Genomic DNA, 26,369 nt, shown 5'->3' with positions numbered 1-26,369 from the left:
ATCGTAAATTTAAAAACCGGAATTGTAAAATCTTTAACGCAGTAGTCTGATTAAGGTATTGAACCAATCTTTATTGGCGGTAAATAAACCGTTGTAATTAATAACCATATAAATGGTTAATTCATCGGCCATGCCTGGCGAAGCTTTAAGTCTGATGGGTTGCCAGAATACACCAAAGTTTTTAACAGAAGAGGCTGGAAATAATTCATCAAATCCAATAAAAACTTCTTCTATATCGCGTAAAGGTAGAATCAAATCTTCATCTCCGGTAATGGAAAGGCTATGATCAGTTAATAAAATATCACCCTCGTGGTGATGTAGCGGAGGTAAAAAGGAGAAGAGTCCGGCAATTTTTTTAAACCAGCTGGTTTTAACGTCCAATTCATGATCATAAGACCATAAAACATTTCCTTCCAGTAATTTTTGAGCAACCATCTATTTATAAATCTTGATATAAAACTACAATTTTTCTTTGCTCCTGCAAGCTTATTTTAAGTATTTAACCTTAGTCTGATTATTTAGAGGCTAAAAAACGGTAAATTGCGGAATATTTATGTGGTTAAAAAATATTACGCTTCTTAATTTCAAAAACTATACGGATGCAGATCTCCATTTTTCGGAAACTGTAAACGTTTTTACAGGGAATAATGGCTCGGGTAAAACCAATATGCTTGATGCAATCCATTATTTGTGTCTTTGTAAAAGCTATTTCAATCCGATTGACGGGCAACAGATAAAGACTGAGGAGGATTTTTTTATGATTCAGGGCGATTTTGACCGCAATGAAAAGAATGAAAAAATTAGCTGTGGTGTAAAACGCAATCAAAAAAAACAGTTTAAACGAAATAAAAAGGAGTACGATAAACTTGCTGATCATATAGGGTTATTCCCCGTGGTGATGGTTTCGCCTTATGATGTAAACCTGATTATGGAAGGGAGTGAGGAAAGGAGGCGGTTTATTGATAATGTAATTTCGCAAACAGATGCACATTACCTCGATCAGCTGATCAATTACAATCGTATTTTACAAAATAGAAATGCCTTACTCAAACAAATTGCCTTAACCAAAAGGTATGATCCGGCATTACTTGAAATTTTGGATGAACAGCTGATGGGGTCGGGAAATAAAATATTTGTTTTGCGTAAAGCATTTATGAACGATTTTATTCCGCTGTTTAATCAATATTATACCTACATTACCGATAATAAAGAAACCGTAGAACTTAATTATCAATCGCAACTTAACGAGAGCCCTTTTGAGCAACTGCTGCAAAAATCAGTTGAAAAAGACCGGGTACTGGAGCGTACAACCACTGGAATTCATAAGGATGAACTTGCTTTTGTAATTAGTGGTATGCCTTTAAAGAAATTTGGATCTCAGGGACAGCAAAAATCCTTTCTAATTGCTTTAAAATTAGCGCAGTATGCTTATCTGGCTAAAAATAAAGGATTTAAGCCTTTGCTTTTGCTGGATGATATTTTTGACAAACTTGATGATAACCGGGTGCAGAAATTAATGCAAATGGTTTCTCACCATGATTTCGGACAAATATTTATTACAGATACCGGTATAGAAAGAGTAAAATCAATTTTTAAAAAGATAGAAGTTGATGTAACTTTGTTTGAAGTCGAAAATGGAATTATAAAAAATGCGTAAACCTAATGATGTTACCTTAAAAGATGCCATCGGCAAAATGCTTGATGTGTATCGTTTACGCCGTAAATTTGATGAGACTTCAATTTTGGCCATCTGGCCCGAAATTATGGGTACAGCCATTGCAAACAGAACCACCCAAATTTACATTCACGATAAAAAACTCTTTATCAGAATTGAATCTTCTGTAATTAAAAATGAATTATTAATGGTTCGGCAGGGTATTATTCAGAAACTGAATGATCATGCAGGCAGCATTGTAATTACCGAAATGGTTTTTTTATAGATTTTTTTAGGGTGTAAGGTTTATTTAAAAACCTTACACCGCTTTATGTTTTGGGAGGAAAGTTCTTTAACTTTTACTACCCCCAAATATTTTTGCCAAAATCCAGATTATTAAAGCCAGTACCACCACCACTATAATAACGCCTGACCAAACGCCCGCTTTAAATATTCCCTCTATCAGTTGGCAACTGCCTAAAGTGCTGCATAAAAATGCAATAAGTACTAATGGAAATGCTCTTTTCATATCATATTAATTTTGTATTTATGCTAACACAACATTAATATGAAAAGTTTTTGGAAATATTATTTGCCGTTTACTTTTAATAATTCAACATCAAAAATTAACGTGCTGTACGGTGGGATATCCTGGCCATAACCATGTTCGCCATAAGCCAGATTATAAGGAATAAATAATTTGTATTTCGAACCTGCAGACATTAATTGTAAACCCTCGGTCCAGCCTTTAATTACCTGGTTTAAAGTAAAGGTAATCGGTTCGCCTCTGTCATAAGAATTATCGAATTGTTTTCCACTTAACAAGGTTCCTTTATAATGCACTAAAACAGAATCTGTTGCTTTAGGTTTAATGCCGTTACCTTGTGTTAATACTTCGTATTGTAAACCACTTGCGGTTGTTTGAACACCTGCACGTTTTTTATTTTGCTCCAGGAAATTTTTTCCCTCTGTGATATTTCCCACAAATTTACCCTTGTTGGCATTGGCTAAAGCTGCATTTATAGCTTGCTGTGCTTGTTGCTGATCTAATAAAACTTTACCACCGGTAAATGCATCTTTTAATCCTTTAAGCAATACATCATAGTTTAAAGTTGTTAAACCTGTCGTTTTTAATCCTGTACCAATAGAGGTACCGAAAGCATAACTTACAGAATCCAAAGAAGATTTCATTGGCGTTACTGTAGTGGTTTTAGTTGTGGTAACTGTTTTTTTAACAACAGTTTTTTTACCCGCTGGTTGTTTTGTTTGTGCAAAAGATGCAACTGCTGCACCGGAAATTAATATAGTTAAGAAAGCTTTTTTCATATTTTTATATTGCTGTATACCTGCAATCTCAGGCGTTTAATTGGGGCGAAAGATACAAACTCTTTTAAAACAATAAAACCCCGGAATACGGGGTTTTAAGCAAAATGTTTTTAAACTAAATTTAGAAACGTTCGTCAGCTTTGAAGAAGAAATTACCTTCAATTTCTGCGTTTTCATCAGAGTCAGAACCGTGAACTGCATTTGCATCAATAGATTTAGCATATTTCTGACGGATAGTACCTTCAGCTGCTTCAGCAGGGTTAGTAGCACCGATTAATTTTCTGAAATCTTCAATTGCGTTGTCTTTTTCTAAAATTGCGGCAACGATAGGTCCTGAAGACATAAAGCTTACTAAATCTTTGTAAAAAGGACGTGCAGCGTGTACTGCGTAAAACTGGCCGGCAGTTTCTTCAGTAAGTTTGGTATATTTTAATGCAATGATTTTGAAACCTGCATTGGTAATGTCGTTTAAAATTGCTCCAATATGGCCATTTGCTACTGCATCAGGCTTAATCATGGTAAATGTTCTGTTTGTGCTCATTGTGTTTGATATCAAATTTTTTGCAAAAGTACAATTAATTACCGAAAGACAAATTTTTCCTTAAAACATAAGTTCAAATATATCTTATCAATCAGCGACTTATAGCTTCATAATCCGATCGTTATTCTTATTTAAATTAATTATAAATAAAATCGTTGTTTTTTAAAGTCTTCTATTATCTTTGCCGCAATTTAAAATCAATCTAAATAAAGATATGAAGAAAATATTTACTCCATTTTTAAGTTTATTAGCCCTTTTCGTCGTATTGGTTACGGCCAATGCAAATGCGCAAACTAAATCAGGTATAATTTCCGGAACAGTAAGAACAAGCGATGGAAAACCAGCGCCTTATATCAGTGTAGGTATAAAAAATACAGGAAAAGCGGTAGAAACCGATGAAAACGGTACCTATACATTTAAAAATTTAGCCGATGGTAATTACGTGATCAAAATTTCTGCTGTTGGTGTAGCCATTCAGGAGAAAAAAGTTTCCATCACAGGGGGAAAGCCAGCAAATGCAGATTTTTCCGTTGCCGAATCGGCCTCTCAATTAGATGAAGTTGCCATTAATGGCTATAAAACACCAAATAAAAAACCTGTAAACCTGGGTAAGATAGCCATCGCACCAATTGATTTACCTCAGTCAGTACAAATTATCGGAAGTCAGGTAATTGCAGATCAACAAGTGAATACTTTGGGTGATGTAATGAAAAACATTAATGGTGTTGCATTAGGAGCCAATAGAGGTTCGGTAGGCGAAAATTTTTACTCCAGAGGATATAGTCTGGGCAGTAATAATATTTTTAAAAATGGTGTCAGAACAACTATTGGAGGTTCTCCAGAAGCAAGTACTTTAGAATCGGTAGAAGTTTTAAAAGGCAGTTCGGCATTATTGTACGGTGGTGTTACTGGCGGTGCAGTGGTTAATATGGTTACCAAAAAACCGAAATTTGAATATGGTGGCGAGGTTTCATTACGTGCCGGCAGCTATGATTATTATAAACCAAGTTTCGACTGGTACGGACCTATGAGCCAAACAGCTGCTTTCCGTATAATAGGTACAGCAGAAAATTCCAATAGCTTCAGGGATTTTGTAAGTTCTAAACGTATTTATGTTAATCCATCTATGCTATTTAAATTAAGCAAAAAAACAGAATTATTGGTGCAGGCAGATTACTTAAAAAGTGATTTTACGCCAGATTTCGGAGTTGGATCTGTAGGCAGCAAAATTGTAGATTACGGTAGAGAAAAATTTGTAAATGCACCCTGGGCATATAATAAAACAAATACAGCAACTGGCCAGCTAAATTTAAATCATAATTTTAATGAGGATTGGAAATTAAATGTAATCGCATCCTTACAATCTTACAATAGAGATTACTTTGGTGCAGAACGTATTCAGGCAAATACAGATGGAATTTCACAACGCAATTTAACCCGAAGCAGAACGAACGAATTTACTTATAATCAGCAGATTAACTTAAATGGTATTTTTAAAACCTGGAATATAAAGCATACCTTATTGGTTGGTGCTGATGCAGATCAATCAAATGTGGTAAGCAGTACGTTTTATTATGGAAAAAATCCGAATGGTAGTTTAATAACCGCCTTTAACTACGGTGATGTAAATTTATTTAAACCCGAAACTTATTTTGGATCAGGAATAATGCCCGCAACTTCTGTATCGCAATTAACGACCACAAATGTTTACAGAATGGGCGGTTTTGCGCAAGATTTAATTGAACTTACCAACCAATTTAAAGTTTTAGCTGGAATTAGATGGACTTTCCAAAAAGCGCCAACAACAGATATTTCAAATTTATTAAACGGAGTTGATACTAAAGGTACCACTGCAGATAAGATAGATAAGGCTTACTCTCCAAAATTTGGATTAATTTATCAACCATTAAAAACAACTTCGTTTTACGTAAGTTACGCTAATAATTTTATCTCTAACTCAGGAGTTGATATTTATGGTAGTGCTTTAGGAGCCTCTATTGTAGATCAATACGAAGCAGGGGTTAAAAACGATTTTTTTGATGGTAAGTTATCTGCGAACGTTACTGTATATAGAATCAATAACAGTAATATAGCTCAAATGGCTTTATTGAGAGCAGATGGAAGCACCAATTCTGATACAAATGTTAAAGAATTTACCGGAAAAACATCAAGCGACGGGGTAGAGTTAGATATAACAGCCACATTGGTAAGAGGATTGAACTTTATTGCAGGTTATAGCTATAACTTTATGCGCTATACAGAAACATTAGGTATAACAGATCTTTTTAATGATAAAGGCATAAAAACAGGTCAAACCTCTGGTGCAGTAACAGGCATTCGTTTGGTAGGCACAACTAAAAATACAGCCAACGCTACCTTATTTTATACTTTACAAAATGGCGGACTTAAAGGCTTAAAATTTGGTGCATCTGCATTTTATACAGGAGACCGTAATGGAGGATGGAACCCGACTAAAGTTGAAGAAGCTAATGGTGTAAATCGGTTAATTCCTTTGAAAGGATTTACCACTTTTGATTTTTCAGCAGGTTATTCATGGTCTAAGTTATCTGTATTGGCTAAAATGTCTAACATTACCAATGAGTTAAACTACTTCGTTCACGAAAACTATAGTGTAAATCCTATTCCTCCCCGTCAGGTGCTGGCTACATTAACTTATAAGTTTTAATCTAATAAAAAACTAAATTTAAAAGCAGGTCATTCTAATTATAGGATGACCTGCTTTTTTTTAATTGTGATTCATTTTAATTGAACAGATTAGCGCCAAAACTACGTTATACAGGAAAGCTTTAAATATCATCCGATTAATGTTAAAATTACTTAGCTTTGCCACGCAAAAATTATGTTAACACTACCCGAATTAAAATCAATACTGGCTACGCCACAAAAAATTGTGATTACTACACATCATAAACCTGATGGCGATGCGATGGGCTCATCTTTAGGTTTATATGGCTATCTGATTCAAAAGGGGCACCATGTTAAAGTAATTACCCCTACAGATTATCCTAATTTTTTGCACTGGATGCCAAATAACGGAGACGTTATTATTTATACCGAAGAACAGGAAAGGGCAGCCGAATTAGTAGACGGAGCAGCTTTAATTTTCTGTTTAGATTTTAACACTTTAAGTCGTATCAACGAATTAGGCGAGTTGGTTAGAGCCGCAGGCGCTAAAAAAATCATGATTGATCACCATCTTGAACCGGAAGATTTTGATGATTACCGCCATTGGGATATAAATGCCTGTGCCGCTGCACAACTGGTTTACGATTTTATTGTTAATCAGTTGGAAGATGAAAAAGGCATTAATAAAGATGTTGCAACCTGTCTTTATACCGGGATAATGACCGATTCAGGTTCGTTCCGTTTTCCTTTAGCTACTTCTAATGTTTACCGTATTGCCGCCAATCTGATTGATTTAGGTGCCGAACACTGGAAAATACACCAACTGGTTTACGATAACGCAAGCGAGGACAGACTGCGTTTTCTGGGTTATTGTTTATCCAATAAATTAGAAGTGTTGAGAGAATACAACACCGCAATTATATCTGTAACTAAAGAAGAACTGGCAAAATACAACAGCACAACAGGAGATACTGAAGGCGTTGTAAATTATGCATTATCCATTAACGGAATCCGTTTGGCGGCATTAATTATTGAGCGTACTGATAAAGTTAAACTATCTTTAAGATCAACAGGAGATTTCCCGGCAAATGAAATTTGTAAGAAATACTTTAATGGCGGCGGGCACAGAAATGCAGCAGGAGGCGCTTCTGAAAAATCTTTAGGAGAAGTAATTAATGAATTTAAATCTATACTGGTTGAATATAAAAGCCAGCTAATTGCGTAAATATTTCAAACAAAAAATAAATTAATAACCAAAAAACATTAAAAGTTAAATTAAATAAATGAAAAGAGGAATTATTATTCTGGCAGCAGCAACACTAGGATTAGCTGCTTGTAACCAAGAGAAAAAAGGTGCGGGAGGCTTATTGTATACGATTTATCATTCTGACGGTAAAGAGAAAATTAAAGAAGGTGATATCGTTAAAATGAACTTCGTTCAAAAAAATGATAAAGATTCTGTTTTAGCCAGCACCTACGATAATGAAATGCCACAAGTATTTCCAGCTCAAAAGAAAATGTACGCTGGTGATATGAATGATGTTTTAACCCTTTTTGGTGAAGGCGATAGCGCTACATTTAAGGTGAATTTAGATACGATGGCTTTTTACAGCAAACAGCCTAAACCAGAACAATTTAAAAACGATAAATACATCACTTTTACCGTTAAAATTGAAAAAGTATTTAAAAAGAATGCTAACGAAGCAGATTCTTTATTCAGAAAAAGAGCTTCAGAGTTTTTCCAGACTGATTATAAAACCACAATGGAAGCTAAGAAAAAAGCTGAAGCAGGAAAAATTAAAAGCTACGTAGACGATAATAAATTAAAAACAACAACTGCAGCTTCGGGTTTACAATACATTATTGAAAAACCAGGAAGTGCTGATCGTGCTGCTCTTGGCGATACAGTTGAAGTAAATTATACTGGTAAATTAACCAAGAAAAATAAAAAAGGTACCTATACTATATTTGATACCAGCGATGAAAAAATTGCTAAAGCTGAAGGAAAATTCCAGGCTGGCAGACCGTATGGCCCTACTAAAATGGCTGTTGGAGGTACAATTCCAGGTTTTACAGAAGCAATTCAGTTAATTGGTAAAGGCGGTAAAATCACAGCAATTATTCCTTCTAACTTAGGTTATGGCGAACAAGGTGCAATGCAGGCTGGTATTATGCCTTACAGCCCGATTGTTTTTGAAATCGAAATTAAAGACATCAAAAAAGGTACTGCTCCTGCTCAGCCAGTAGCTCCGCCTGTTGTTAAGAAATAAAATACTTAAACAAAGATTAAAAGTCCTGCCCATTAATTTGAGCAGGACTTTTTTATTAAGCCGAAAATACATTTTACACTGATTTTATAACATACATATTATTATAAACTATATTTGCGGCATTGTCATTGCTATTAAATAAACTATATATGAAAAAAGGAATTGTAATTGTATTTGCAGCAACATTGGGCCTGGCTGCTTGTAATAACTTCAAAAAGGGTGAAGGTGATATGACCTACAAAATTTATAAGAGTGAAGGTAAACCAAAGATCCAGGAAGGTGATTATGTAAAGTTAAATGCTGTACAGTCTATTGAAACTAAAACCAATGGCGATTCTACCCTGGTAAATACTTACGATAACGAACGTCCGGCATTTTTTCCGATTGGAAAACCAATGTTTAAAGGCGACATGGTTGCTGCATTAAAATTATTAGGAGAAGGCGATAGTGCTGTATTTAAACTTAACCTCGACTCGATGGCTAAATATTCGGGGCAACCGAAACCGACTGGTTCAAAAGATAATTTTTCAACTTTTACAGTTAAAATTGAGAAAGTTTTACATAAAGTAGCTAACGAAGCAGATTCAGCTTTCGAAAAAAAGAAAAGAGATTTCTTTGAGTCCGAATACAAAGTTTTAATTGCTAAAAATAAAGGTGCAGAAGATGGTAAAATTAAAAAATACATCTCTGAAAATAGCCTGACCACTAAAACGACTGCTTCGGGTTTACAATATGTGATTGGAGCACCTGGTAATGCAGAGCGTGCTTCTTTAACTGATACCATTGTAATTAACTATACTGGTCAGTTTACCAACAAAAAAGGTAATGGAAAGATCAATGTTTTTGATACTTCAGATGAAAAAATAGCAAAAGAAGCCGGTATTTATTCACCAAGTGCTCAATATGCACCACGTGCAATGCCTTTAGGTCAGTTACCTCAGGGATTTATTGAAGGTGTACAGTTAATTGGAGCAGGAGGGAAAGTTAAAATTATCCTTCCATCAAAATTGGCTTACGGCGAAAACGGTGGCGGTCCGATTAATCCATTTACCCCATTGGTTTTTGATATTGAATTGAAACAGATTATCAAAAGTACAGCTTCTGCTAAGTAATAATCTTAAGCTATAACAAAGCCCTGCTAATTCGTTAGCAGGGCTTTTTTTATGATTCTTAGTCTGGAGCCTATTATCTTGAGATACCCACAGGCTCTAATCTATCGGAGTAGTACCTCAAACGATCTCTTTCTTTTTGGAAAGCAATTCTACTAGTGCTCATCGGTTTCTGTAGTCCCGCTTTCCCTGCTGCCGATAGAAAAAACCGGCATTCGTACAATCGGGTTTAAATAACCAGAGCTTGTATGTATCCAATTTAATCCAACAAAAAAAGCCATGACAATTATCGTCATGGCTTTTAAAATATTTCAAAAATATTATGCCTGAGGCTCTAAGTATTTAGCATAGCAATAACCTTCTTCTCCATCATTTGTACGCACAAGCCACCATAAGTCATTGCTTCTGTTTACAAGTGTAATCACTTCGCCATGTGCAGCTTTACCAACAATTGGCTGATCTGTACCCGGGCCTTTTCTGATGTTTAAATTGCTGCTCTCTGTAATTACTTTTGCATGTGTAACGGCAGCATCAATTGCCACGTTTACATTTAAAACTAAATCACCGGTAGCAAAGTTAGGATCGATTTGGTTGTAAACTTCCCAAAGATGATCTTTTGTAGCACCATCCGGAGCAGTACCATCAACATATAAAATACCGTCCTGTTCACGTACGGCCAAATCAGCAATCCCTGCTGCTGTTGCAGCATTTGTTAATCCTGCGTATTTCTCTTGTAATGACATGTTTTTCGTTATTTTACTGTTAATTTATTTTCAATTTTTTTAGGTTTTAATGCAGCAACGTGTTGCATTAAAGTAATTAAAGAAGCCTTTGTAATCTGACCAGTTAAGGTAACTACGCCATCTTTAACGTCTGCTTTTACTGTTGGGAAAGATTTAACTGCATCTGCAACATTTTTAATCAATGTTGTATCTTCGGCAATTACAACCGGAACAACAGGTTTAACCGTTAAACTGTTCACTACAGATTTAGCACCTTTTTCTGCTTTAGCAATCTTTTCTGCTTCTGCTTTAGCAGTTTCGTCTGCAACTTCACCAGTTAACGTAACATTTCCTTTTGCTACTGCTACAGTAACTCCTGCAGCCTCTTTAGCCTGAATGGCAGCTTGAAGATCAGCATCTTTTGGTCCACAGCCTACAAAAAATAGACTGGATGCGATGGCCATACTCATTAAAAATTTAGTTGTTTTCATCTTTTTGTTTTAACAGTGGTTATTATTAATTATTAAATAAAATTATAGAATGATTAGGATGATTCTATATTATTAAACTAAAAAAAGGATGACTTTGATTTAACTAAGATAGAGATTGTCTTTAAATTGGAAATGAAATAGTGAAATTATTTTCTAACATTGATTTCACATGCGTAGGAAAGTGCTAATTCAAAAGGCTTTACGAAGAAAATATTTCAGTCCTTTGTTACAAAAGACTGAAATATAATGCTGGTATTATTTTGCTCTTTTATTTAATTCAGCAATAGGCATACTGATTAACCTGCCTACAGGCTGTTTACCGCGGTAAGTAATTACACGCAGCATACTTGCATCCTTAGGCGGGACCAAAGCTGCAGTATATTTTGGATAAAAACGGTCAGGACTCGAGTTATCGAAACTGTAATAAATATCTAAACCATCAATTTCTGTGGTTAACTCAATCATTAATTGCCTGTCTGGTGAGCGTTTTATACTAAAAACCGGATCGTAAATAGCAGGGGAATATTTGGTTTCAGAAAAATCTAAGCGTTTAAACTGCAATTCCGTACGTTCAGCAAAGCTGGTCCAGTTTTTCTTTTCAATAGGGCTCCAAACAGATTCAGCAATTGCAAAACTACGTGGCCAAACCATATACTCTACCTGGCGGATATTGTAAACCTGCTCTGTCCAAAGATTGGCCTGCCCGCCCATAACATATTTGGCATCAACGCCTGCCGGAACAGGATTAAACTGATAAGTCTTATTTAATCTAAGTGAAGCATAAACCTTAGGTTCGGTAATAACATCGGCCTGCATATAATCAAGGTAGGCAAACTCTGTAGGGCTCATTACCACCTGATGTTTTTCATTAGCAGCCTGTACGCCATATTTCATTCCTCTCCAGCTCATTACTGCTGCTGTTGGAGATACACCACCCTCTAAAATTTCATCCCAGCCCATAAATTTCTTGCCTTTTGAAATTACAATCTGCTCTACCCGCTTTTCGAAATAAGCTTGTACCTGAGGAATGGTTTTTAAACCTTCACGTTGCATTAACTGTTTAATCTGATCGTTTTTCTCCCAGAAATTATGCGATGCTTCATCTCCACCCATGTGGATATATTCGAAAGGGAAAAGTTTAGCCACCTGCGTAATTACGGTATCCAGAAAACTATAAACCTTTTCATTTGCAGGGCAAAGTGTATTGTCTACAAGTGCAATTGGTGGGGCACCGCGACTCCAGTCCATAATTTTTTCTCCTGAGCGCACTTTGTAATTCACGGCTTCCGGTGTGCATGATAATTCAGGATAGGCAGCAATAGCAGCTAAACTATGACCAGGAACATCAATTTCGGGCAAAATATTTACGAAACGTTCCTGTGCATACTGTACCAGTTCTTTAATATCCTCCTGAGAATAAAATCCGCCGTAGGTGCGGGGTTCATCAGCAGTAGGTGGGATAAAATCACCAAAAGTTCCGGTTTTTTTAACATTCCAGGCACCAACTTCTGTTAGTTTAGGTAAGCCTTTTATTTCTATCCTCCAGCCTTCGTCATCCGTTAAGTGTAAATGGAGCAGGTTAAATTTATAGCGAACCATATTATCGATAAACTGCTTAACTTCCTGTTTGGTAAAAAAGTGACGGGCAACATCAAACATCAAACCTCTCCAAACCAATTTAGGGTAATCTATAATGTCTACACAAGGCGCTTTCCATTTTACATTATTAACCAGTTCTTTACTCTCTATCTCCGCAGGAAATAATTGAATTAAAGATTGTACCCCATAAAATATACCAGCAGGTTTATTTGCCGTAATTACAATTTGAGTAGGATTAACATTTAATTTATAGCCTTCTGCTCCCAGTTGGGCCTCTTCCTGTGTATTTAAAATTAATTTAATTGTTGGATGGGTTGAGGCACTTAGCGTGCTTACCGATTTGCCGGTTGCTTTTGTTATCCTTTCAGATAAGTAAGCAATGGATTCCTTCAATTCACCATTTTTTTGTACCAGGATAACCACATTTTGAGGTAATGTGAAAGTTCCTGCTTTTTTCATCAAAGAAACAGGTTCAGGTATAATGGCAATAGGCGTTTGTGAGATCATGTCTTCGGCATCACCAATTTCGGTTTCGCTTACTATAGATTGTGAAAATGAACTCGCTGATAAAATGCAGCAAGAAATCAACAGAAATAATTTCTTCATTAAATAATTAAATACGGATTAACCAAATGAGTATTAAGGCGCAATTTATTAAAAAAGAATTGAGTTTAGGAGAATAATTCATCTGATTCTGTATCGGTGCTGCTCTCGTTAAATTTTTTAATGATAAACTCAATTTTCTGATTGCTTTCTTCGATAGCCCTCAGAGTTCCTGTATATTCGGCAATAAATGCATCTAAAATTTCTTTACTGTATTTCTTTGTTCTAAGCGATGCCCATGCATCAAATATAAGAGAAAATGGTGTGGCAAAAATACCTCCTGGAGACCACCATCCGCATAAAAAGGTTAAAAACATGCTCCTGCTGCGCATTTTGCCTGCACAATTGCTGCAAATAATTTTTGTTTTTACATCCCGGGTTGATCCTATTACAAAAGAATAAATAGTGGTAAACTGATAACCATTTAAGTTGGTTCCGTTATCGCAGTTTGTGCAGATTGATTGTTTTATTTTAGATAGCAGTTCTTCTCTTGCTGATCCTTCATAGCTGTCTGTTTCAAGGTTTATCCACTTTATTAAACCTATACCCAGTTTGCGGTTTCGGATTTCCTCATTTAAAACTTCGGCTATATCTTTTCTAATTCCTTTAGGGTTTAAGGCAATTTTTTTTATCGTTTCATCATCAAAGCGCTTATAGTTTTTTCTGATATCATCTATTGGTATCATTATATATTTATTTGGAATGAATAATTGCACTTATAAAAGTTTCGTGCAGGTTTTTACTGAAAGGGCTTTGCTGGTCTTTTAACCTTTCGGGATGCCATTGTACAAAACACAAAAAAGATTTTCCTTCAGGATGCAATCTTTCCATAGCCTCGGCAATTCCATCCGGAGACAGGGCGCTTACTACTAAATTTTTACCCGTCCGGTCTGTACTTTGGTGGTGGTTACTATTCACCATTCCTTTATCTGTATTTACAATTCTGTTTAACCAGGAAGACGAATTAACAATAATTTCGTGGTAGCGGTCGCTTTTATCCGGCATTTTAGCATGATCGAATTTACCCCAGGTGGCAATATCCGGAATTAATGTGCCACCAAAATATACATTTCCAACTTGCATACCCCGGCAAATACCCAATAAAGGAATTTGATGCTTTTCCGTATAGTCTAAAATTTTAAACTCAAACTCATCACGCTGCTCGTCAATATCATCCTCATAGCAATACTGGTAATATTCAGGATGATTATAAAAACGCGGATGCACATCTTCCCCTCCGGTCAAAACAATTCCCTGGCAATGCTTGATGTCGTCAAAATTGTTAAGCTTATAGCCCAGTTTAATCACTTCAACACGATTGTTGTAAGATAATACCCAATTGCTGTAGATTTCATATTTGCTGCAATCGGTAACGCCAATAATAATTTTATCACTCATAAATAATCCGGTAAATATTCGATTGATAAAGATATAAATCAGCTGAAAAGATTAATACATATTTTATAATTTATCACCTTTTGCAGTTATTATCATTTTATTAACTTGCAGTATTTAATAAAGATTTATAATGACAGAAGACGCTCTTAAACCCTCAAAACAGTTTCAAAAAATGGCGACCAAATCAGTATGGGCCATTGCTCTATTTATATTTACATACTTATTTCTGATCGCTTTATCCATAGGATTAACCATTTTAAGCTGTTACGCAGGTATTATGTTGGTTGCTGCAAAGCCTATGTTTATTACATTCATGCTTTGTGCAGGTTTATGCTCTTTCGGGTTTTTAATCGTATTCTTTTTACTGAAATTCATATTCAGCAGTAACAAAATAGATCGCTCCCATTTGACAGAAATTACCGAAGCGGAGCAGCCCCGGTTGTTTAACCTGATTAACTCGATTGTAGAAGAAGTAGGTACCCATTTTCCGAAGAAAGTTTATGTTTCGTCAGAAGTTAATGCATCTGTTTTTTACGATTCGAGCTTTTGGAGTATGTTTTTCCCGGTTAAAAAAAATCTGCAGGTTGGTTTGGGTTTAATGAATACCATTTCCACGGATGAGTTAAGAGCCATTTTAGCTCATGAGTTTGGCCATTTTTCGCAAAGGAGTATGAAAGTGGGGAGTTACGTTTATAATGTAAATCAGATTATTTATAACATGCTTTATAATAACGAGGGTTACAATAATCTGGTAGCAAGACTGGCCAGTCTAAGTTCTTACTTCGCTATTTTTGTGGTGCTGGCAGGCAAAGTAGTCTCCGGAATACAGTACTTGCTGACTAAAGTTTATGATATTGTAAATTTAAGCCATTTGGCACTTTCCAGAGAAATGGAATTTCATGCCGATACGGTTGCAGCACATGTTGCAGGTTCTAAACCATTGATTACTTCTTTGCTGAGGTTGCAACTGGCTGATTATTCTTTAGATACAGTATTTAATTACTACAGCAAAAAAATATCGGTTAATGAACGTACGGATAACATTTACCCGCAACAATATTTTATTATGAACTTTTTGGCTAAGGTGCAACGTTTATCTATTGATGGAGGCTTACCTCAAATCTCGGAAGATTACAATAAGAAATTTAATAAATCCAGGTTGGTGCTTAAAGATCAATGGGCATCGCATCCAGGTACTGAAGATCGGATCGCTCATTTAAAAAAGCTGAACATTCCCTTAAAAAATCATCAGGAAGGAATTGCCATCGATTTATTAAATGATAAAGAAGACCTGCTGAAAAAAATTACCGAAGGTATTTTTAGCCGGGTAAATTATGAGAAAAGCCCTGCAATAACCAGCTTTAAACAATTTGAGGAAGAATTTGTAAGAGAGAATGCTATTAACTCTTTTCCTGAAGTCTTTAACGCTTATTTCGATTATAGAAATCCAATAACCGAATTTGAGGATGATGTTTTTGAAAAACCTGTTCAGCCTTTTAATATCAACGCCGAAGAATTATTCAGTGATGAAAATCTGGCTTTAATTTTTGAAAGCAGAAGTGCAATTACAGACTTGGACACGATTGATCGAATTGATGCCGGAGCCATAAAAATAAAAAGTTTTGATTATGACGGTCAGAAATATACCGTAGCCGATTGTAAAAAACTGATTGATCAGTTAAAGAAGGAGGTTGAAAGTAACGATAAGAAATTGAAGGACTTTGACCATCGTATTTTTGAGTATTTTAGATTCAAAGCCTCAGAACAACAGCAAACCGAAACATTTAAAGCATATTATTCGAAGTATATCAGTGTTGCAGAGACTTTTAACATTCAACAAAAAGTACATCAGGATTTATTGGATGCTACTTCTTTTATGAATGCGACGACACCTTTTGAAATCATAAGACAAAAGATGCTTATTGTGAAAAATGAAGAAGTAAAATTTAAAGAAAAGCTTTCTGAACTATTGGAATCTGCTGATTATGAATCTTTAATTACACCAGAAATAAAAGAACGTAGTACAGCATACCTGAATGTAAATTTTAAATATTTTGCCGGGACTTTATATTTCGATGAAGAGTTAAAAGTACTTTTTGCTGCAATGGATGATTTTGCTTACCTCATTACCGAATATCATTTTAAGACTAAAAAAGCATTACTAGGTTTTGAAGCCAGCATGGAGGTTTCGGTTTTAAACGCATAAGCATAAAGCGGGATCAGATATAGATTTGTCATCCTGAGTCTGTCAAAGGAATTGCTAATTTAATCGGGATAAAATGAATAAAAAAAGCCGGTTGCTTGAACAACCGGCCTGGTAAATTTAATCTGGATTTTGATTCCTGCTAATGATCTGACTGTCCCTCGTATTCTTTTGGACGGATATGGCTCCAAAGAGAGAAAGTAAAAATGCAAAGGCGTAAAAACCTTTTTCGCTGGGCAAAAGTGTTGCATTCCAAAGTCCGATAACCAATAATGCAATGGTTAAAATGGTCGAAAACCAGCTTAATCCATAATAAATGTCGGTAACGGGAATGTTTTCAAGTTTATCCCTAACTGCTTTTTGTAAAGATACTACGGCAAAAAGGCCAAACATCAATACGGTAAAATAATATCCTTTTTCATTTAGTAACATGTCTGATCGCCATAAACCGATAATAAAGCCGATCATGCCGATACATAATGCAATCCACGCAGCTGCAATGAATGCATTCGATGGTTTTTGATTCATCTTGTTTAGATTAGAGTTTTAATTTGTTGATGTACAAACGCTAAATATATTTAAATGGTATTTTTTGCTTAAAATATATCTTTAGGCAATACTTAAAACAATATCCGCTTTAAGCGTATTTTATTAAGGGATTAAAGATTATCTTAGTTATATGCAAACCCTTTTAACATCCGTTCAAATGCGTAAAGCCGATGAATATACCATCGCAAATAAACCAATTGCTTCTGTTGATTTAATGGAGCAGGCTGCTAAGTCATTTGTAAAAAATTTTATAAGAGACGAGCCTGATGCCGGGAAAAATATAGCTGTTTTATGTGGGAAAGGAAATAATGGGGGTGATGGCCTGGCGATTGCTTATTTATTACTCGGGGCAGGCTACAAAAATTTAAAAGTATACCTGGTTAATTTTTCAGCTCAAAAAAGCGATGATTATACGATTAATTTGCAAAGACTTGAAGAAACCCGTTGTTTAAAAATTAAAATAGATCAGCCTTCCGCATTTAAAAACATAAATGCCGATTTAATAATTGATGCCATTTTAGGTTCGGGATTAAATAAACCTTTAAAAGGGGATTACCTGGAATTGGTAGCTTCAATTAACCAATTAAATAAAAAGATTTATGCAGTTGATGCGCCAACAGGTTTCTTTGCCGAAGGTAAAATCCCAGCGCCTTACAACGGTATTAAAGCTTACAAAACGATTTGTTTCCAAAGGCCAAAAATTAATTTCTTTTTCCCGGAGTCGGTAGCAGCAACAGCGCATTTTGAAGTTGCTGAAATTGGCTTGGATGAAGATTTTATTCAAAAATCTACCACAGACTTTTACCTTATCGAAAAACAGGATGTTGCAGAGCGATTAAAACCGAGAAAAATTTTTAGCCACAAAGGAACCTATGGTCATGCTTTAATTATTGCAGGAAACACCAATACTATGGGGGCGGCATTGCTTTCTTCAATGGCTTGTTTATATGCAGGTGCAGGTTTAACAACAGCCTGTATTCCTCAAAGCGGATTAACGGCCTTGAATGCCGTATTACCAGAGGTGATGGCTTTGCCGAGAGATGAGTATACCAGAATAGAAAATCCGGCTAAGTATCAGTCTATTGCAATAGGACCGGGTTTGGGTGTTTCAATAGAAAATGAACGGCTTTTAGAATCTTTAATTGCAAATAATATTGCAAATAATAAGGTCTTGGTTATTGATGCTGATGCCTTGAATATAGTATCAGACCGACAAGATTTATTGGATAAACTACCTGTAAATTCAATTTTAACCCCGCATATGAAAGAATTTGACCGGCTTTTTGGAGAACACGAAAGCTGGTGGGATAGGGTAGAAACGGCAAAAAATAAAGCCAGGGAACTGAAAATAGTTATTGTGCTGAAAAATCAGTTTACTTTTATCTGCACACCAGGTGGAAAAGTAATTATTAACCCAACAGGAAACGCCGCTATGGCACAGGGTGGAATGGGCGATATTTTGACGGGGATAATAGCTTCTTTTGCCGCACAGGGTTATTCTTCAGAAGATGCTGCAATATTAGCTTGCTACATTCATGGCAGGGCAGGTGATGACCTGGCTAAAAAAAGAATTGTAGTGACCGCATCGCAGCTTGCGAAAAGGATTTCTAAGGAAATAAGGGCCTTAACAGGTTCATAGGATGTGGTTATTGTCGGTTAAACACCGCCCATAACCAGCATTTTCTCCATTGTGGGGTTAATGCTGCCACCCATCGGCTCAATAGTAACAGCAAATGCCTGTGCTTCTTCAATGGTTTGCATTTTAACTAAAGCTTCTTTGGCCCTGTCATCACTTCCAAACACACCCAAACTAACCGGTTTGCCATTAACAAGCGCCCACAACTGGTATTCGTGCGACTCGTCTGTTTTAGGCAAATCCATTGCCGCATAATTTATTAAAACGCTTTTATTTTCTTTATTCCAATAAACCATCATTTTAGATGATGGACTGGTTTTTACCCCCTGTAATTTAATCGTTGCCCATTCTTTGCTATCATGCATGGCAATCATATTCTCCAAACCTGCATTTTCAAATTCCATTTTACTGGCATTTGAAGCAAATTTTTGTTTATCAATATTTAAACTTACAATTTCATTGTGTGCAGCAGTAAGTTTGTTATAAGTTACAAATAGTGCAGCTATACTAACAACCAGCAAAGCTACGCAAGCAACTAGTGCATAACGTAATGTTTTTATTTTACTGTTATTGGTATCAAGCTGTATAATTTTAGGTTCTTCTGCGGCAACCGGAATTTTAATCTTTTCTTCTTCCGGATTTAAACCTAAAACATCAAGTAGTTTGGTTTCTACATTAGCAGATGGGTCTACAGCATTTTGTATAGCATATTGCTCCATAGCTTCCTCAATAGAAGCAAGTTCAGTTCTTACTTCAGGATGAAGCGCTGCCATTTCTTCAACCTGAGCTGCTTCTTCAGGTGATAAATCACCTAAAACGTACAGTTCAAGTACTCCGGATTCGATATATGCTTTTAAATTTTCCACGCTCAATTAAAACTCCTTCTCAATTCTATAATGGCCATTCGTATTCGGGTTTTAACCGTTCCTAAAGGCAAATTTAACTTTTCTGCGGCTTCTACATGTGTAAAACCCTTATAATAAACTAAATCAAGAACCGCTTGTAAGTCAGGTTTAAGATTGCTTACAAGTTGCTTAACCCCAAGTACATCCGGATTAAATGTAACCTTGTTTTGTTCATCAACGAAACTTACGTTATTTTCTATATCTTGGTTTTTGAGTGAATTCTTAAAGTCTTTAGAACGCAGCTTGTCTATAGAGAGATTACGGGCAATATTCATCATCCACGTAAATAAACGTCCTTTTGTTTGATCGTAATGTGCAGCAGATTGCCAAATCTTCACAAAGGTCTCCTGTAAAACATCTTCTGCAAGTTCGGTGTGGGTTATAATACGTGAAATTACACCATAAAGCGCCGATGAATACATGCTGTATATCGTCTTTAATACTGCAGGATCTTTTTGCTGCAATGCTAAAATAAGTTCAGGCTCAGTTAGGGTAGATTTTTTTAATGCGCTCACCGGTTAGCTAATATACACTACTGAACAACAATTACAAAGAAATGTTTTTTACTTAATTCCCTCAATTGGGAACAGGTGTTTTTCAGCATGATAAGAAGAACGAACCAACGGACCGCTTTCTACATATTTTAAACCTTTTTCCAAACCAACCTCTTTATACATCGCAAAAGTATCCGGGTGAATCCAGTCTACAACAGGGTGGTGGTTGCGGGTTGGTTGTAAATACTGACCTAAGGTTAAAATATGAACACCATTAGCCACCAAATCATCCATGGCTTCAAAAATATCTTCTTGAGTTTCTCCCAAACCCAGCATAATTCCGGTTTTGGTACGTAAACCAAACTCTGATATTCTTTTTAAAGCTTCTAAGCTTCTATCATATTTAGCCTGGATGCGCACTTGTCTGGTCAGGCGTTTTACCGTTTCCATGTTATGCGAAACCACTTCTGGTCTTTCTTCTAAAACACGGTATAAATTATCCCACTGACCTTTAAAGTCGGGAATTAAAGTTTCTAAGGTTGTAATTGGGCTTTCGCGGCGGATGGCTTGTAAAGTTTCGGCCCAGATAATGGAACCGCCATCTTTTAAATCATCACGATCTACTGACGTAATTACGCAATGTTTAACGCCCATTAATTTGACCGAATTGGCAACACGGTTTGGCTCATCAACATCAACGGCTAAAGGCCTTCCGGTTGCAACAGCGCAAAAAGAGCAGCTTCGGGTACAAATATTACCTAAAATCATGAAGGTTGCAGTACCGGCGCCCCAGCACTCGCCCATATTAGGGCAATTGCCACTCTCGCAAATGGTGTGCAGCTTATGCGTATCAACGAGGCTACGCACCTGTGCGTATTCCTTACCAACAGGCAATTTAACTCTTAACCAATCTGGTTTGCGCTTAACTTCTGTAACAGCAGGTACTACCGGTAAATCAATCATGCTGCAAAGTTAAACAATCCTGCTGAAAACTTGTAATAATGAAATGTTTGGAAGTTGTAATGTTTTTTAATTAAACAGATTGGACTGAATGAGACATTAACCTAACACAATCAATGTTATTTTATCACTTCTTTCCCATCTTTATAAGTATGGATTTTTTCAACTTTCATTGGCGAGAAAATATAGTCAGCTACAATTCCGGCAACAGGTTCATCGTTATAATCCAGTGTTACTTCTCCAATTAGTTTGCCTGTTTCATCATAACTTCTAATCATCCTGTCCTCAAAAAAAGTTTCTTTTCTGATTCCTTTTATATTCCCATCAAAAATAATTTCAATAGTTTTCTGCGCTCCATTGTATTTTGTCGCTAAATCGTATTCTTCATTCCAATCCTCCAAACCTCTGTAATTAAAAGACAAGCTCTTTTCTACTTCTCCACCAAGGTAAGTTCCCTTAGATTTCAATTTGCCATCAGGATAGTAAATTGTAAAATCACCGTTTAAAATACCATTCTTGAAATTAGATTGTCCCAGATTTTGTCCATCTTCTCCATAATACGTTACCAGGCCTTCAAACTTTTCCTCCGTTTTAGATAACGAAAAACCCTCAAATTGCAATTTGCCAGATTTGTAATAGTCTTTAAATAAAAATTTACCATTTACAGCTTTAGGTACAGGTCTGAAATAAACCATTTTATTTTTTGTAGTTGGTTGCCAGTCTGCGTCAAAATAAATTGTTTTTTCTTGCGAAAACGAGCTCGTTGACACCAATAGTAGTGCAAAAAGAGAGATTAATTTTATCATGAATTTTAATTTTTACTATTTAAATATGCCCTTTGCTTTATCCAACAAGTTACTTCCGGTTTCTTTAATTGTTGTTTTCCCTTTTTCAATGGCTTTTTCATTGGTGTATTGATCAACGGCATCGGTAAGTGTTCTTACTTTTCGTACCGTTGCAAAAAGTTCAGCGGTATGAGGTACATTTTGCTGTTTCATCACCTTTTCCCAATCTACCTGAGCCAGTTTAGCAAACATATATTTGGTGGCAATTTTACCTATGAAATACTTATCGTAAATCCCTTTAAGTTTCGAGTCAGAATCTCTGTCTTTTAAATAAACGATTGTTTTATCAATGGCTTCTTTTTCATCATTACTTAATAAAGGGCTCTTTCTTAATTTATTTAATGCTACAGTTGCCTTTTCTGGCTTTTCCCTTTTCAGGTATAAATAACTTTCAACACACCAGATTAATTCATTTTGTAAGCCTAATGTTTCAGTATCCTTTAAAAAAAGCTCAAAGTCCTGTAATGCTCTTTCTTCATCAATTTCTCTCTCCATCATTAGCCTGTCGAAACCTCTGAACAATACATTCATACTATGAAAGCCAACGTTGGTTTGTTCGTTATTTAAGTTGCCCCAGCCAAATAATGCCCTGGTATAGGGCAAGGGTATGTTTTTGTTTTTCTCCAACCAGGTAATGTTTCTGGATAAACCATCTTCAGACAGATAAAGAAGTTTGTGACTGAAAAACAAAAAGCCCCTGATAAATTCCAAAAGGGTTTTTTCTTCGCTGTCCTTTAATAGTTCAGGTTGTGTTTTGGAACATTCGTAAAGCGCAAATTCGCGACCTAAATCTCTTGTGGCCAGCACAGCCATACTTAAAATCGCATGTTCTACATTTTGATAATACAATTTATCACCTGCTGCCAGTAATTTTTGAGTTTTAACACTATCGCGGTTTCCATTAAAGCCCTCAATCAACAAGGGAAAAATATCTTCGTCGGTATTTTTTACAAAATTTTTCACTTTCCGGTAATCATTGTAAATCAATAAGGCATCTACAACTGAAATGCTTTCTTTACTGTTTGGTTTTATATTGCTTAAAGTGCGGTGCAGGTTTAAAGATTCATGTACAAATTTCCTGTATTCGGGCATTGTTGTATCCTGAACGGCAGAAGACCTGATGGCAATTTTAGCAAATTTGTAAAATAGAATTTTATCATAATTAATGCTGGCGGCCAGTTCTTTTTTATCCAGTTCGAGCAAAGCCTGATCTGTTTTTGTTTTAGAACAACCACACAAAAGAAGAACTAAAGAGAGTAAAACGAGCTGTTTCATAAGTTAATTTATATCTGATTTCAAATTATCCGGTCGTCTAATATATAAATCTCAGTGCTGCGAATGAAATTAAGGAGAAATATTTACTTGCAGATACTTTTCGGGCTTTACCAGGCAGATTTTATGGTTTGCATCAGTTATCACCGAAATAAGATTAAAGCATAAAGTAGCATTGCAACTTAAATGCGCTAATTGATGGGGTTTGGATTTGAATATTTCGCTAAACTTCTATTTTGTAGAAGAACATTTTGTTTTTCTAATGTTATTTTGGTGCCTTTTTTGAATTGAGGGCTAAAAGAATTTCATTTTGGTCTGAATTTTGTTGTTTGGGGGCAGAATAATGTAAACTATTTCTAATTTTTTAACAATTTTTTTGAGTTTTTAAGGTTTAAAATTCGTGTTGTGTTTAAAAACCTCCTAAATTTGTAACTCCTTTAAGATAAGATGACAAAAAAGAAAAAGACAGTTGGTAAAACTGACGTAGATGTAATTTTAATTGGGGCGGGCATCATGAGTGCAACCCTTGGTGTATTACTAAAAGAGTTACAACCAGATTTAAGCATTGAAATTTACGAAAGACTAGATATTGCTGCAGCTGAAAGCTCTGATGCATGGAATAATGCAGGGACGGGGCACTCTGCTTTTTGCGAATTAAACTATACACCAGAGAAAAAGGATGGCTCTGTTGAAATTAAAAAGGCAGTTCAAATTGCTGAAAACTTTGAGGTTTCCAAGCAATTTTGGTCATATCTGATTGAAAAAGGATTAATTTCTAATCCTGAAAACTTTATTCGCAGTATTCCGCATATGAGTTTTGTATGGGGAAAAAAGAATGTCGATTATCTTAAAAAGCGTTATGATGCCATGCAAACCTGTGATTTGTTTAGCGATATGCAATACACGGATGACAGCGAACTGGTAAAGCAATGGGCACCATTAATTATGGATGGACGCAAAAAAGGAGAGAAAATTGCAGCAACAAAAATGGATTTGGGTACCGATGTAAATTTTGGCTCCCTTACCCGTGATATGTTTAATAATCTTAAACAACAGGAAAATGTAACTTTGTTTTTCAATCACGAAATTCGCGATTTACAGAAAAATAAAGAGGATAACTGGGTTGTTAAAGTTAAAGATCTTGAAACTAAAGACAAACGCAAGCGTGTAGCTAAATTTGTATTTATTGGTGCCGGTGGTGGTTCATTGCCGCTACTAGAAAAATCTGATATCCCTGAAGGAAAAGGCTTTGGCGGTTTTCCGGTAAGCGGGCAATGGTTAAAATGTACCAATGAAGCAATTATTGCACAACACCATGCTAAAGTATATGGTAAAGCCGCAGTTGGTGCTCCACCAATGTCAGTTCCGCACCTGGATACAAGAATGATTAATGGTAAGCAAGCTTTATTGTTTGGACCATATGCCGGTTTTTCAACCAAATTCCTTAAAAACGGCTCTTTCCTTGATTTACCAAAATCAATAAAATTTAATAATATCCGTCCGATGATTTCGGCTGGTTTGCATAACCTGGATTTAACAAAATATCTGATCGATCAGGTTAGACAATCACCGGAAGACAGACTGGAAGCGTTAAAAGAATATTTACCAAAGGCCGAGTTGAAAGATTGGGAGTTGGAAAATGCAGGGCAGCGTGTGCAGGTAATTAAAAAGGATGAGAAAGAAGGTGGCATTTTAGAATTTGGAACTGAAGTAGTTAGTGCTGCTGATGGTTCTATTGCTGCTTTATTAGGGGCCTCTCCGGGTGCTTCAACAGCCGTTTCTATTATGCTCGACTTGCTAAACCGTTGTTTTAAAGAAGATTTGGAAACGCCTGAATGGCAGGCAAAGATTAAAGAAATGATCCCGACTTACGGACAAACTTTAGCAGATAATGCAGTGCTTTGTAAAGAGACGAGAAACAGGACTTCTAAAATTTTAAAAATAAATCAGGCTTAATTTTAAGTGCTGAATGCAAAAGAAAAGGGCTTTGAATATTTCAAAGCCCTTTTCTTTTAAGGTTTATATACGTTATGCTGCTGCAATAACTTCAGCAACTTCATCTGCGGAGATATCACTGTGTGATGCTTCCAAAATGCAATCGCCATCTTTAATTAATAAAATTTGAGGTGATTGATGGGCCACCTGAAATGTTTCGGCAATTTGATTTGAAATATCTCGATAGCTGATTAAATCAAGGAAATATAATTTCGTGTCTGCAGGAATTGCTTCCCAGTCCATCTCAAAATTCTTTTTAGCCATTAAACTAATTGAGCAACGTGTACTGTGCTTAAAAATGAGGCTATAACCACTTGCATTTTTAATTTCAGCAAGCTGCTCCATAGAAGTTAAGTTAACCCAGGTCATAATTTTACAAATATTTTTATACTGAAACACTAACAGACGTGATAAGTTCTGTTAATTGAATAAGATGAGTTTCGGATGAAAAAGATTAATTTCTTCTGCGTTTGCCTTCAGGGTAAGAACTATAAGCAGGGCAAAGTTTAGAAGAACAAGATTCTAAAATGGTAATGGTGCAAAACACTGCCAATAACAAGATGGCTACTTTTTTCATCAGACTATAATTTATTTTCTAAGTTACAAATACTTTATTAAAACGCAAGGTTAAATCTGTGCTGAAAAATCAGCCATTTTTATTGCGGTTATTGCGGCTTCATCGCCTTTATTGCCATGTTTACCACCAGCTCTGTCCTGAGCTTGTTCTAAGTTATTGGTAGTTAAAACCCCAAAAATAACTGGCTTACTGTATTTAATGCCCACATTGGTAAGTCCTTGTGCTACGGCATCGCAAATAAAATCGAAATGTTTCGTATCGCCTTGTATCACACAACCTAAACAAATTACGCCGTCTAAATCACTTCTTTTGCTCAATAAAATCTCAGCTCCGCCGGTTAATTCAAAGCTTCCCGGAACCGGCAAAGAAATAATATTTTCTTCTTTTACTCCATTCTCTAAAAGCGTTTTTAAAGCTCCGTTATATAAAGCGCCTGTAATATTGGCATTCCACTCGGCCACAATGATTCCGAATTTATAGTTTGCACCATTTGGAACTGTTGTATGAGAAAAGTCTGAAAGATTTTTTAATTGTGTTGACATGTGGCAAAGATACTGCTAAGCGGGGAATGTTA

Annotated in this window: 27 protein-coding genes; 9 read left to right on the top strand and 18 right to left on the bottom strand. The window is 35.9% G+C overall.

What is annotated here, in order from left to right:
* Positions 1–33: 33 nt before the first annotated feature.
* Positions 34–435 carry a hypothetical protein gene (locus O0955_RS01340; RefSeq protein ID WP_269425728.1) on the bottom strand — a complete coding sequence of 134 codons (402 nt, stop codon included), beginning with the start codon at positions 433–435 and terminating at the stop codon, positions 34–36.
* A 118-nt stretch (positions 436–553) separates the two neighbouring features.
* Between O0955_RS01340 and recF the strand changes: the two genes are divergently transcribed.
* Both recF and O0955_RS01330 read left to right on the top strand, forming a co-directional pair.
* Positions 554–1,657, top strand: coding sequence for a DNA replication/repair protein RecF (gene recF, locus O0955_RS01335; protein ID WP_269425727.1), 1,104 nt, complete (start codon positions 554–556; stop codon positions 1,655–1,657).
* Positions 1,650–1,940, top strand: coding sequence for a DciA family protein (locus O0955_RS01330; protein WP_131538605.1), 291 nt, complete (start codon positions 1,650–1,652; stop codon positions 1,938–1,940). Before recF ends, O0955_RS01330 begins: the two co-directional genes overlap by 8 nt.
* 66 nt (positions 1,941–2,006) lie before the next feature.
* Here the strand turns inward: O0955_RS01330 and O0955_RS01325 are convergent, their stop codons facing one another.
* The 3 genes from O0955_RS01325 to O0955_RS01315 all read right to left on the bottom strand — a co-directional run bounded on the left by O0955_RS01325 (position 2,007) and on the right by O0955_RS01315 (position 3,521).
* Positions 2,007–2,183: a hypothetical protein gene (locus O0955_RS01325; protein ID WP_269425726.1), complete on the bottom strand. Its 177-nt coding sequence runs from the start codon at positions 2,181–2,183 to the stop codon at positions 2,007–2,009.
* Between the two features lie 59 nt (positions 2,184–2,242).
* On the bottom strand, positions 2,243–2,980 hold the full coding sequence (gene bamJ, locus O0955_RS01320) for a BamJ family beta-barrel-assembly machinery protein (RefSeq protein WP_269425725.1): 738 nt from the start codon (positions 2,978–2,980) through the stop codon (positions 2,243–2,245).
* Between the two features lie 121 nt (positions 2,981–3,101).
* A complete protein-coding gene (locus O0955_RS01315) occupies positions 3,102–3,521 on the bottom strand; it encodes a nucleoside-diphosphate kinase (protein WP_269425724.1) in 420 nt (139 codons plus the stop codon).
* 214 nt (positions 3,522–3,735) lie between these two features.
* On the opposite strand from O0955_RS01315, the gene O0955_RS01310 reads away from it, so the two are divergent.
* The 4 genes from O0955_RS01310 to O0955_RS01295 all read left to right on the top strand — a co-directional run bounded on the left by O0955_RS01310 (position 3,736) and on the right by O0955_RS01295 (position 9,549).
* Positions 3,736–6,207, top strand: a complete 2,472-nt coding sequence (locus O0955_RS01310) for a TonB-dependent receptor (protein ID WP_269425723.1) — start codon at positions 3,736–3,738, stop codon at positions 6,205–6,207.
* Positions 6,208–6,381: 174 nt separating this feature from the next.
* A complete protein-coding gene (locus O0955_RS01305; RefSeq protein ID WP_269425722.1) occupies positions 6,382–7,392 on the top strand; it encodes a DHH family phosphoesterase in 1,011 nt (336 codons plus the stop codon).
* A gap of 58 nt (positions 7,393–7,450) precedes the next feature.
* Positions 7,451–8,437: an FKBP-type peptidyl-prolyl cis-trans isomerase gene (locus O0955_RS01300; protein ID WP_269425721.1), complete on the top strand. Its 987-nt coding sequence runs from the start codon at positions 7,451–7,453 to the stop codon at positions 8,435–8,437.
* A 149-nt stretch (positions 8,438–8,586) separates the two neighbouring features.
* Positions 8,587–9,549 (top strand): FKBP-type peptidyl-prolyl cis-trans isomerase, encoded by a 963-nt coding sequence (locus O0955_RS01295; protein ID WP_269425720.1) that lies wholly within the window; start codon positions 8,587–8,589, stop codon positions 9,547–9,549.
* A gap of 317 nt (positions 9,550–9,866) precedes the next feature.
* Here O0955_RS01295 and O0955_RS01290 read toward each other — a convergent pair whose 3' ends face one another.
* From O0955_RS01290 to O0955_RS01270, 5 genes are all read right to left on the bottom strand, one after another.
* Positions 9,867–10,289 carry an SH3 domain-containing protein gene (locus tag O0955_RS01290; protein WP_269425719.1) on the bottom strand — a complete coding sequence of 141 codons (423 nt, stop codon included), beginning with the start codon at positions 10,287–10,289 and terminating at the stop codon, positions 9,867–9,869.
* 8 nt (positions 10,290–10,297) lie between these two features.
* Entirely contained in the window at positions 10,298–10,759 is a 462-nt protein-coding gene (locus O0955_RS01285; RefSeq protein ID WP_269425718.1) for a BON domain-containing protein, read from the bottom strand.
* Between the two features lie 255 nt (positions 10,760–11,014).
* Positions 11,015–12,964, bottom strand: coding sequence for a beta-N-acetylhexosaminidase (locus O0955_RS01280; RefSeq protein WP_269425717.1), 1,950 nt, complete (start codon positions 12,962–12,964; stop codon positions 11,015–11,017).
* Positions 12,965–13,029: 65 nt separating this feature from the next.
* Positions 13,030–13,647 (bottom strand): hypothetical protein, encoded by a 618-nt coding sequence (locus tag O0955_RS01275; protein WP_269425716.1) that lies wholly within the window; start codon positions 13,645–13,647, stop codon positions 13,030–13,032.
* A gap of 7 nt (positions 13,648–13,654) precedes the next feature.
* Positions 13,655–14,359, bottom strand: coding sequence for a gamma-glutamyl-gamma-aminobutyrate hydrolase family protein (locus O0955_RS01270; RefSeq protein WP_269425715.1), 705 nt, complete (start codon positions 14,357–14,359; stop codon positions 13,655–13,657).
* Positions 14,360–14,489: 130 nt separating this feature from the next.
* Between O0955_RS01270 and O0955_RS01265 the strand changes: the two genes are divergently transcribed.
* Complete coding sequence (locus tag O0955_RS01265; RefSeq protein ID WP_269425714.1) at positions 14,490–16,565, top strand: M48 family metallopeptidase; 2,076 nt, start codon at positions 14,490–14,492, stop codon at positions 16,563–16,565.
* A 117-nt stretch (positions 16,566–16,682) separates the two neighbouring features.
* On the opposite strand, the gene yiaA is transcribed toward O0955_RS01265, so the two are convergent.
* On the bottom strand, positions 16,683–17,090 hold the full coding sequence (yiaA, locus tag O0955_RS01260; RefSeq protein ID WP_269425713.1) for an inner membrane protein YiaA: 408 nt from the start codon (positions 17,088–17,090) through the stop codon (positions 16,683–16,685).
* 151 nt (positions 17,091–17,241) lie between these two features.
* Here yiaA and O0955_RS01255 point away from each other — a divergent pair, with 151 nt between their 5' ends.
* The gene (locus O0955_RS01255) at positions 17,242–18,750 is read left to right on the top strand and encodes an NAD(P)H-hydrate dehydratase (RefSeq protein WP_269425712.1); all 1,509 of its coding nucleotides are present in this window, start codon (positions 17,242–17,244) and stop codon (positions 18,748–18,750) included.
* 17 nt (positions 18,751–18,767) lie between these two features.
* On the opposite strand, the gene O0955_RS01250 is transcribed toward O0955_RS01255, so the two are convergent.
* The 5 genes from O0955_RS01250 to O0955_RS01230 form a co-directional block, all read right to left on the bottom strand.
* Positions 18,768–19,613, bottom strand: a complete 846-nt coding sequence (locus O0955_RS01250) for an anti-sigma factor (protein ID WP_269425711.1) — start codon at positions 19,611–19,613, stop codon at positions 18,768–18,770.
* 2 nt (positions 19,614–19,615) lie between these two features.
* Entirely contained in the window at positions 19,616–20,167 is a 552-nt protein-coding gene (locus O0955_RS01245; RefSeq protein WP_269425710.1) for an RNA polymerase sigma factor, read from the bottom strand.
* Between the two features lie 48 nt (positions 20,168–20,215).
* The gene (gene lipA, locus O0955_RS01240) at positions 20,216–21,109 is read right to left on the bottom strand and encodes a lipoyl synthase (protein WP_269425709.1); all 894 of its coding nucleotides are present in this window, start codon (positions 21,107–21,109) and stop codon (positions 20,216–20,218) included.
* 116 nt (positions 21,110–21,225) lie between these two features.
* Positions 21,226–21,912: a toxin-antitoxin system YwqK family antitoxin gene (locus tag O0955_RS01235; RefSeq protein ID WP_269425708.1), complete on the bottom strand. Its 687-nt coding sequence runs from the start codon at positions 21,910–21,912 to the stop codon at positions 21,226–21,228.
* 15 nt (positions 21,913–21,927) lie between these two features.
* Positions 21,928–23,226: a hypothetical protein gene (locus O0955_RS01230; protein ID WP_269425707.1), complete on the bottom strand. Its 1,299-nt coding sequence runs from the start codon at positions 23,224–23,226 to the stop codon at positions 21,928–21,930.
* Positions 23,227–23,670: 444 nt separating this feature from the next.
* On the opposite strand from O0955_RS01230, the gene O0955_RS01225 reads away from it, so the two are divergent.
* On the top strand, positions 23,671–25,179 hold the full coding sequence (locus O0955_RS01225) for a malate:quinone oxidoreductase (protein ID WP_269425706.1): 1,509 nt from the start codon (positions 23,671–23,673) through the stop codon (positions 25,177–25,179).
* Positions 25,180–25,251: 72 nt separating this feature from the next.
* On the opposite strand, the gene ytxJ is transcribed toward O0955_RS01225, so the two are convergent.
* From ytxJ to ribH, 3 genes are all read right to left on the bottom strand, one after another.
* Positions 25,252–25,587 (bottom strand): bacillithiol system redox-active protein YtxJ, encoded by a 336-nt coding sequence (gene ytxJ, locus O0955_RS01220; RefSeq protein ID WP_269425705.1) that lies wholly within the window; start codon positions 25,585–25,587, stop codon positions 25,252–25,254.
* A gap of 85 nt (positions 25,588–25,672) precedes the next feature.
* On the bottom strand, positions 25,673–25,795 hold the full coding sequence (locus O0955_RS01215) for a hypothetical protein (protein ID WP_255352363.1): 123 nt from the start codon (positions 25,793–25,795) through the stop codon (positions 25,673–25,675).
* Between the two features lie 50 nt (positions 25,796–25,845).
* Positions 25,846–26,337, bottom strand: a complete 492-nt coding sequence (gene ribH, locus O0955_RS01210; protein ID WP_269425704.1) for a 6,7-dimethyl-8-ribityllumazine synthase — start codon at positions 26,335–26,337, stop codon at positions 25,846–25,848.
* Between the last annotated feature and the right edge of the window lie 32 nt (positions 26,338–26,369).

Origin of the sequence: Pedobacter punctiformis (assembly GCF_027213715.1) — a bacterium.
Classification (GTDB): Bacteria; Bacteroidota; Bacteroidia; order Sphingobacteriales; family Sphingobacteriaceae; genus Pedobacter; species Pedobacter punctiformis.
Note: the sequence above shows the minus strand (reverse complement) of the source record. Positions and strands in the feature narration are given on the sequence as shown.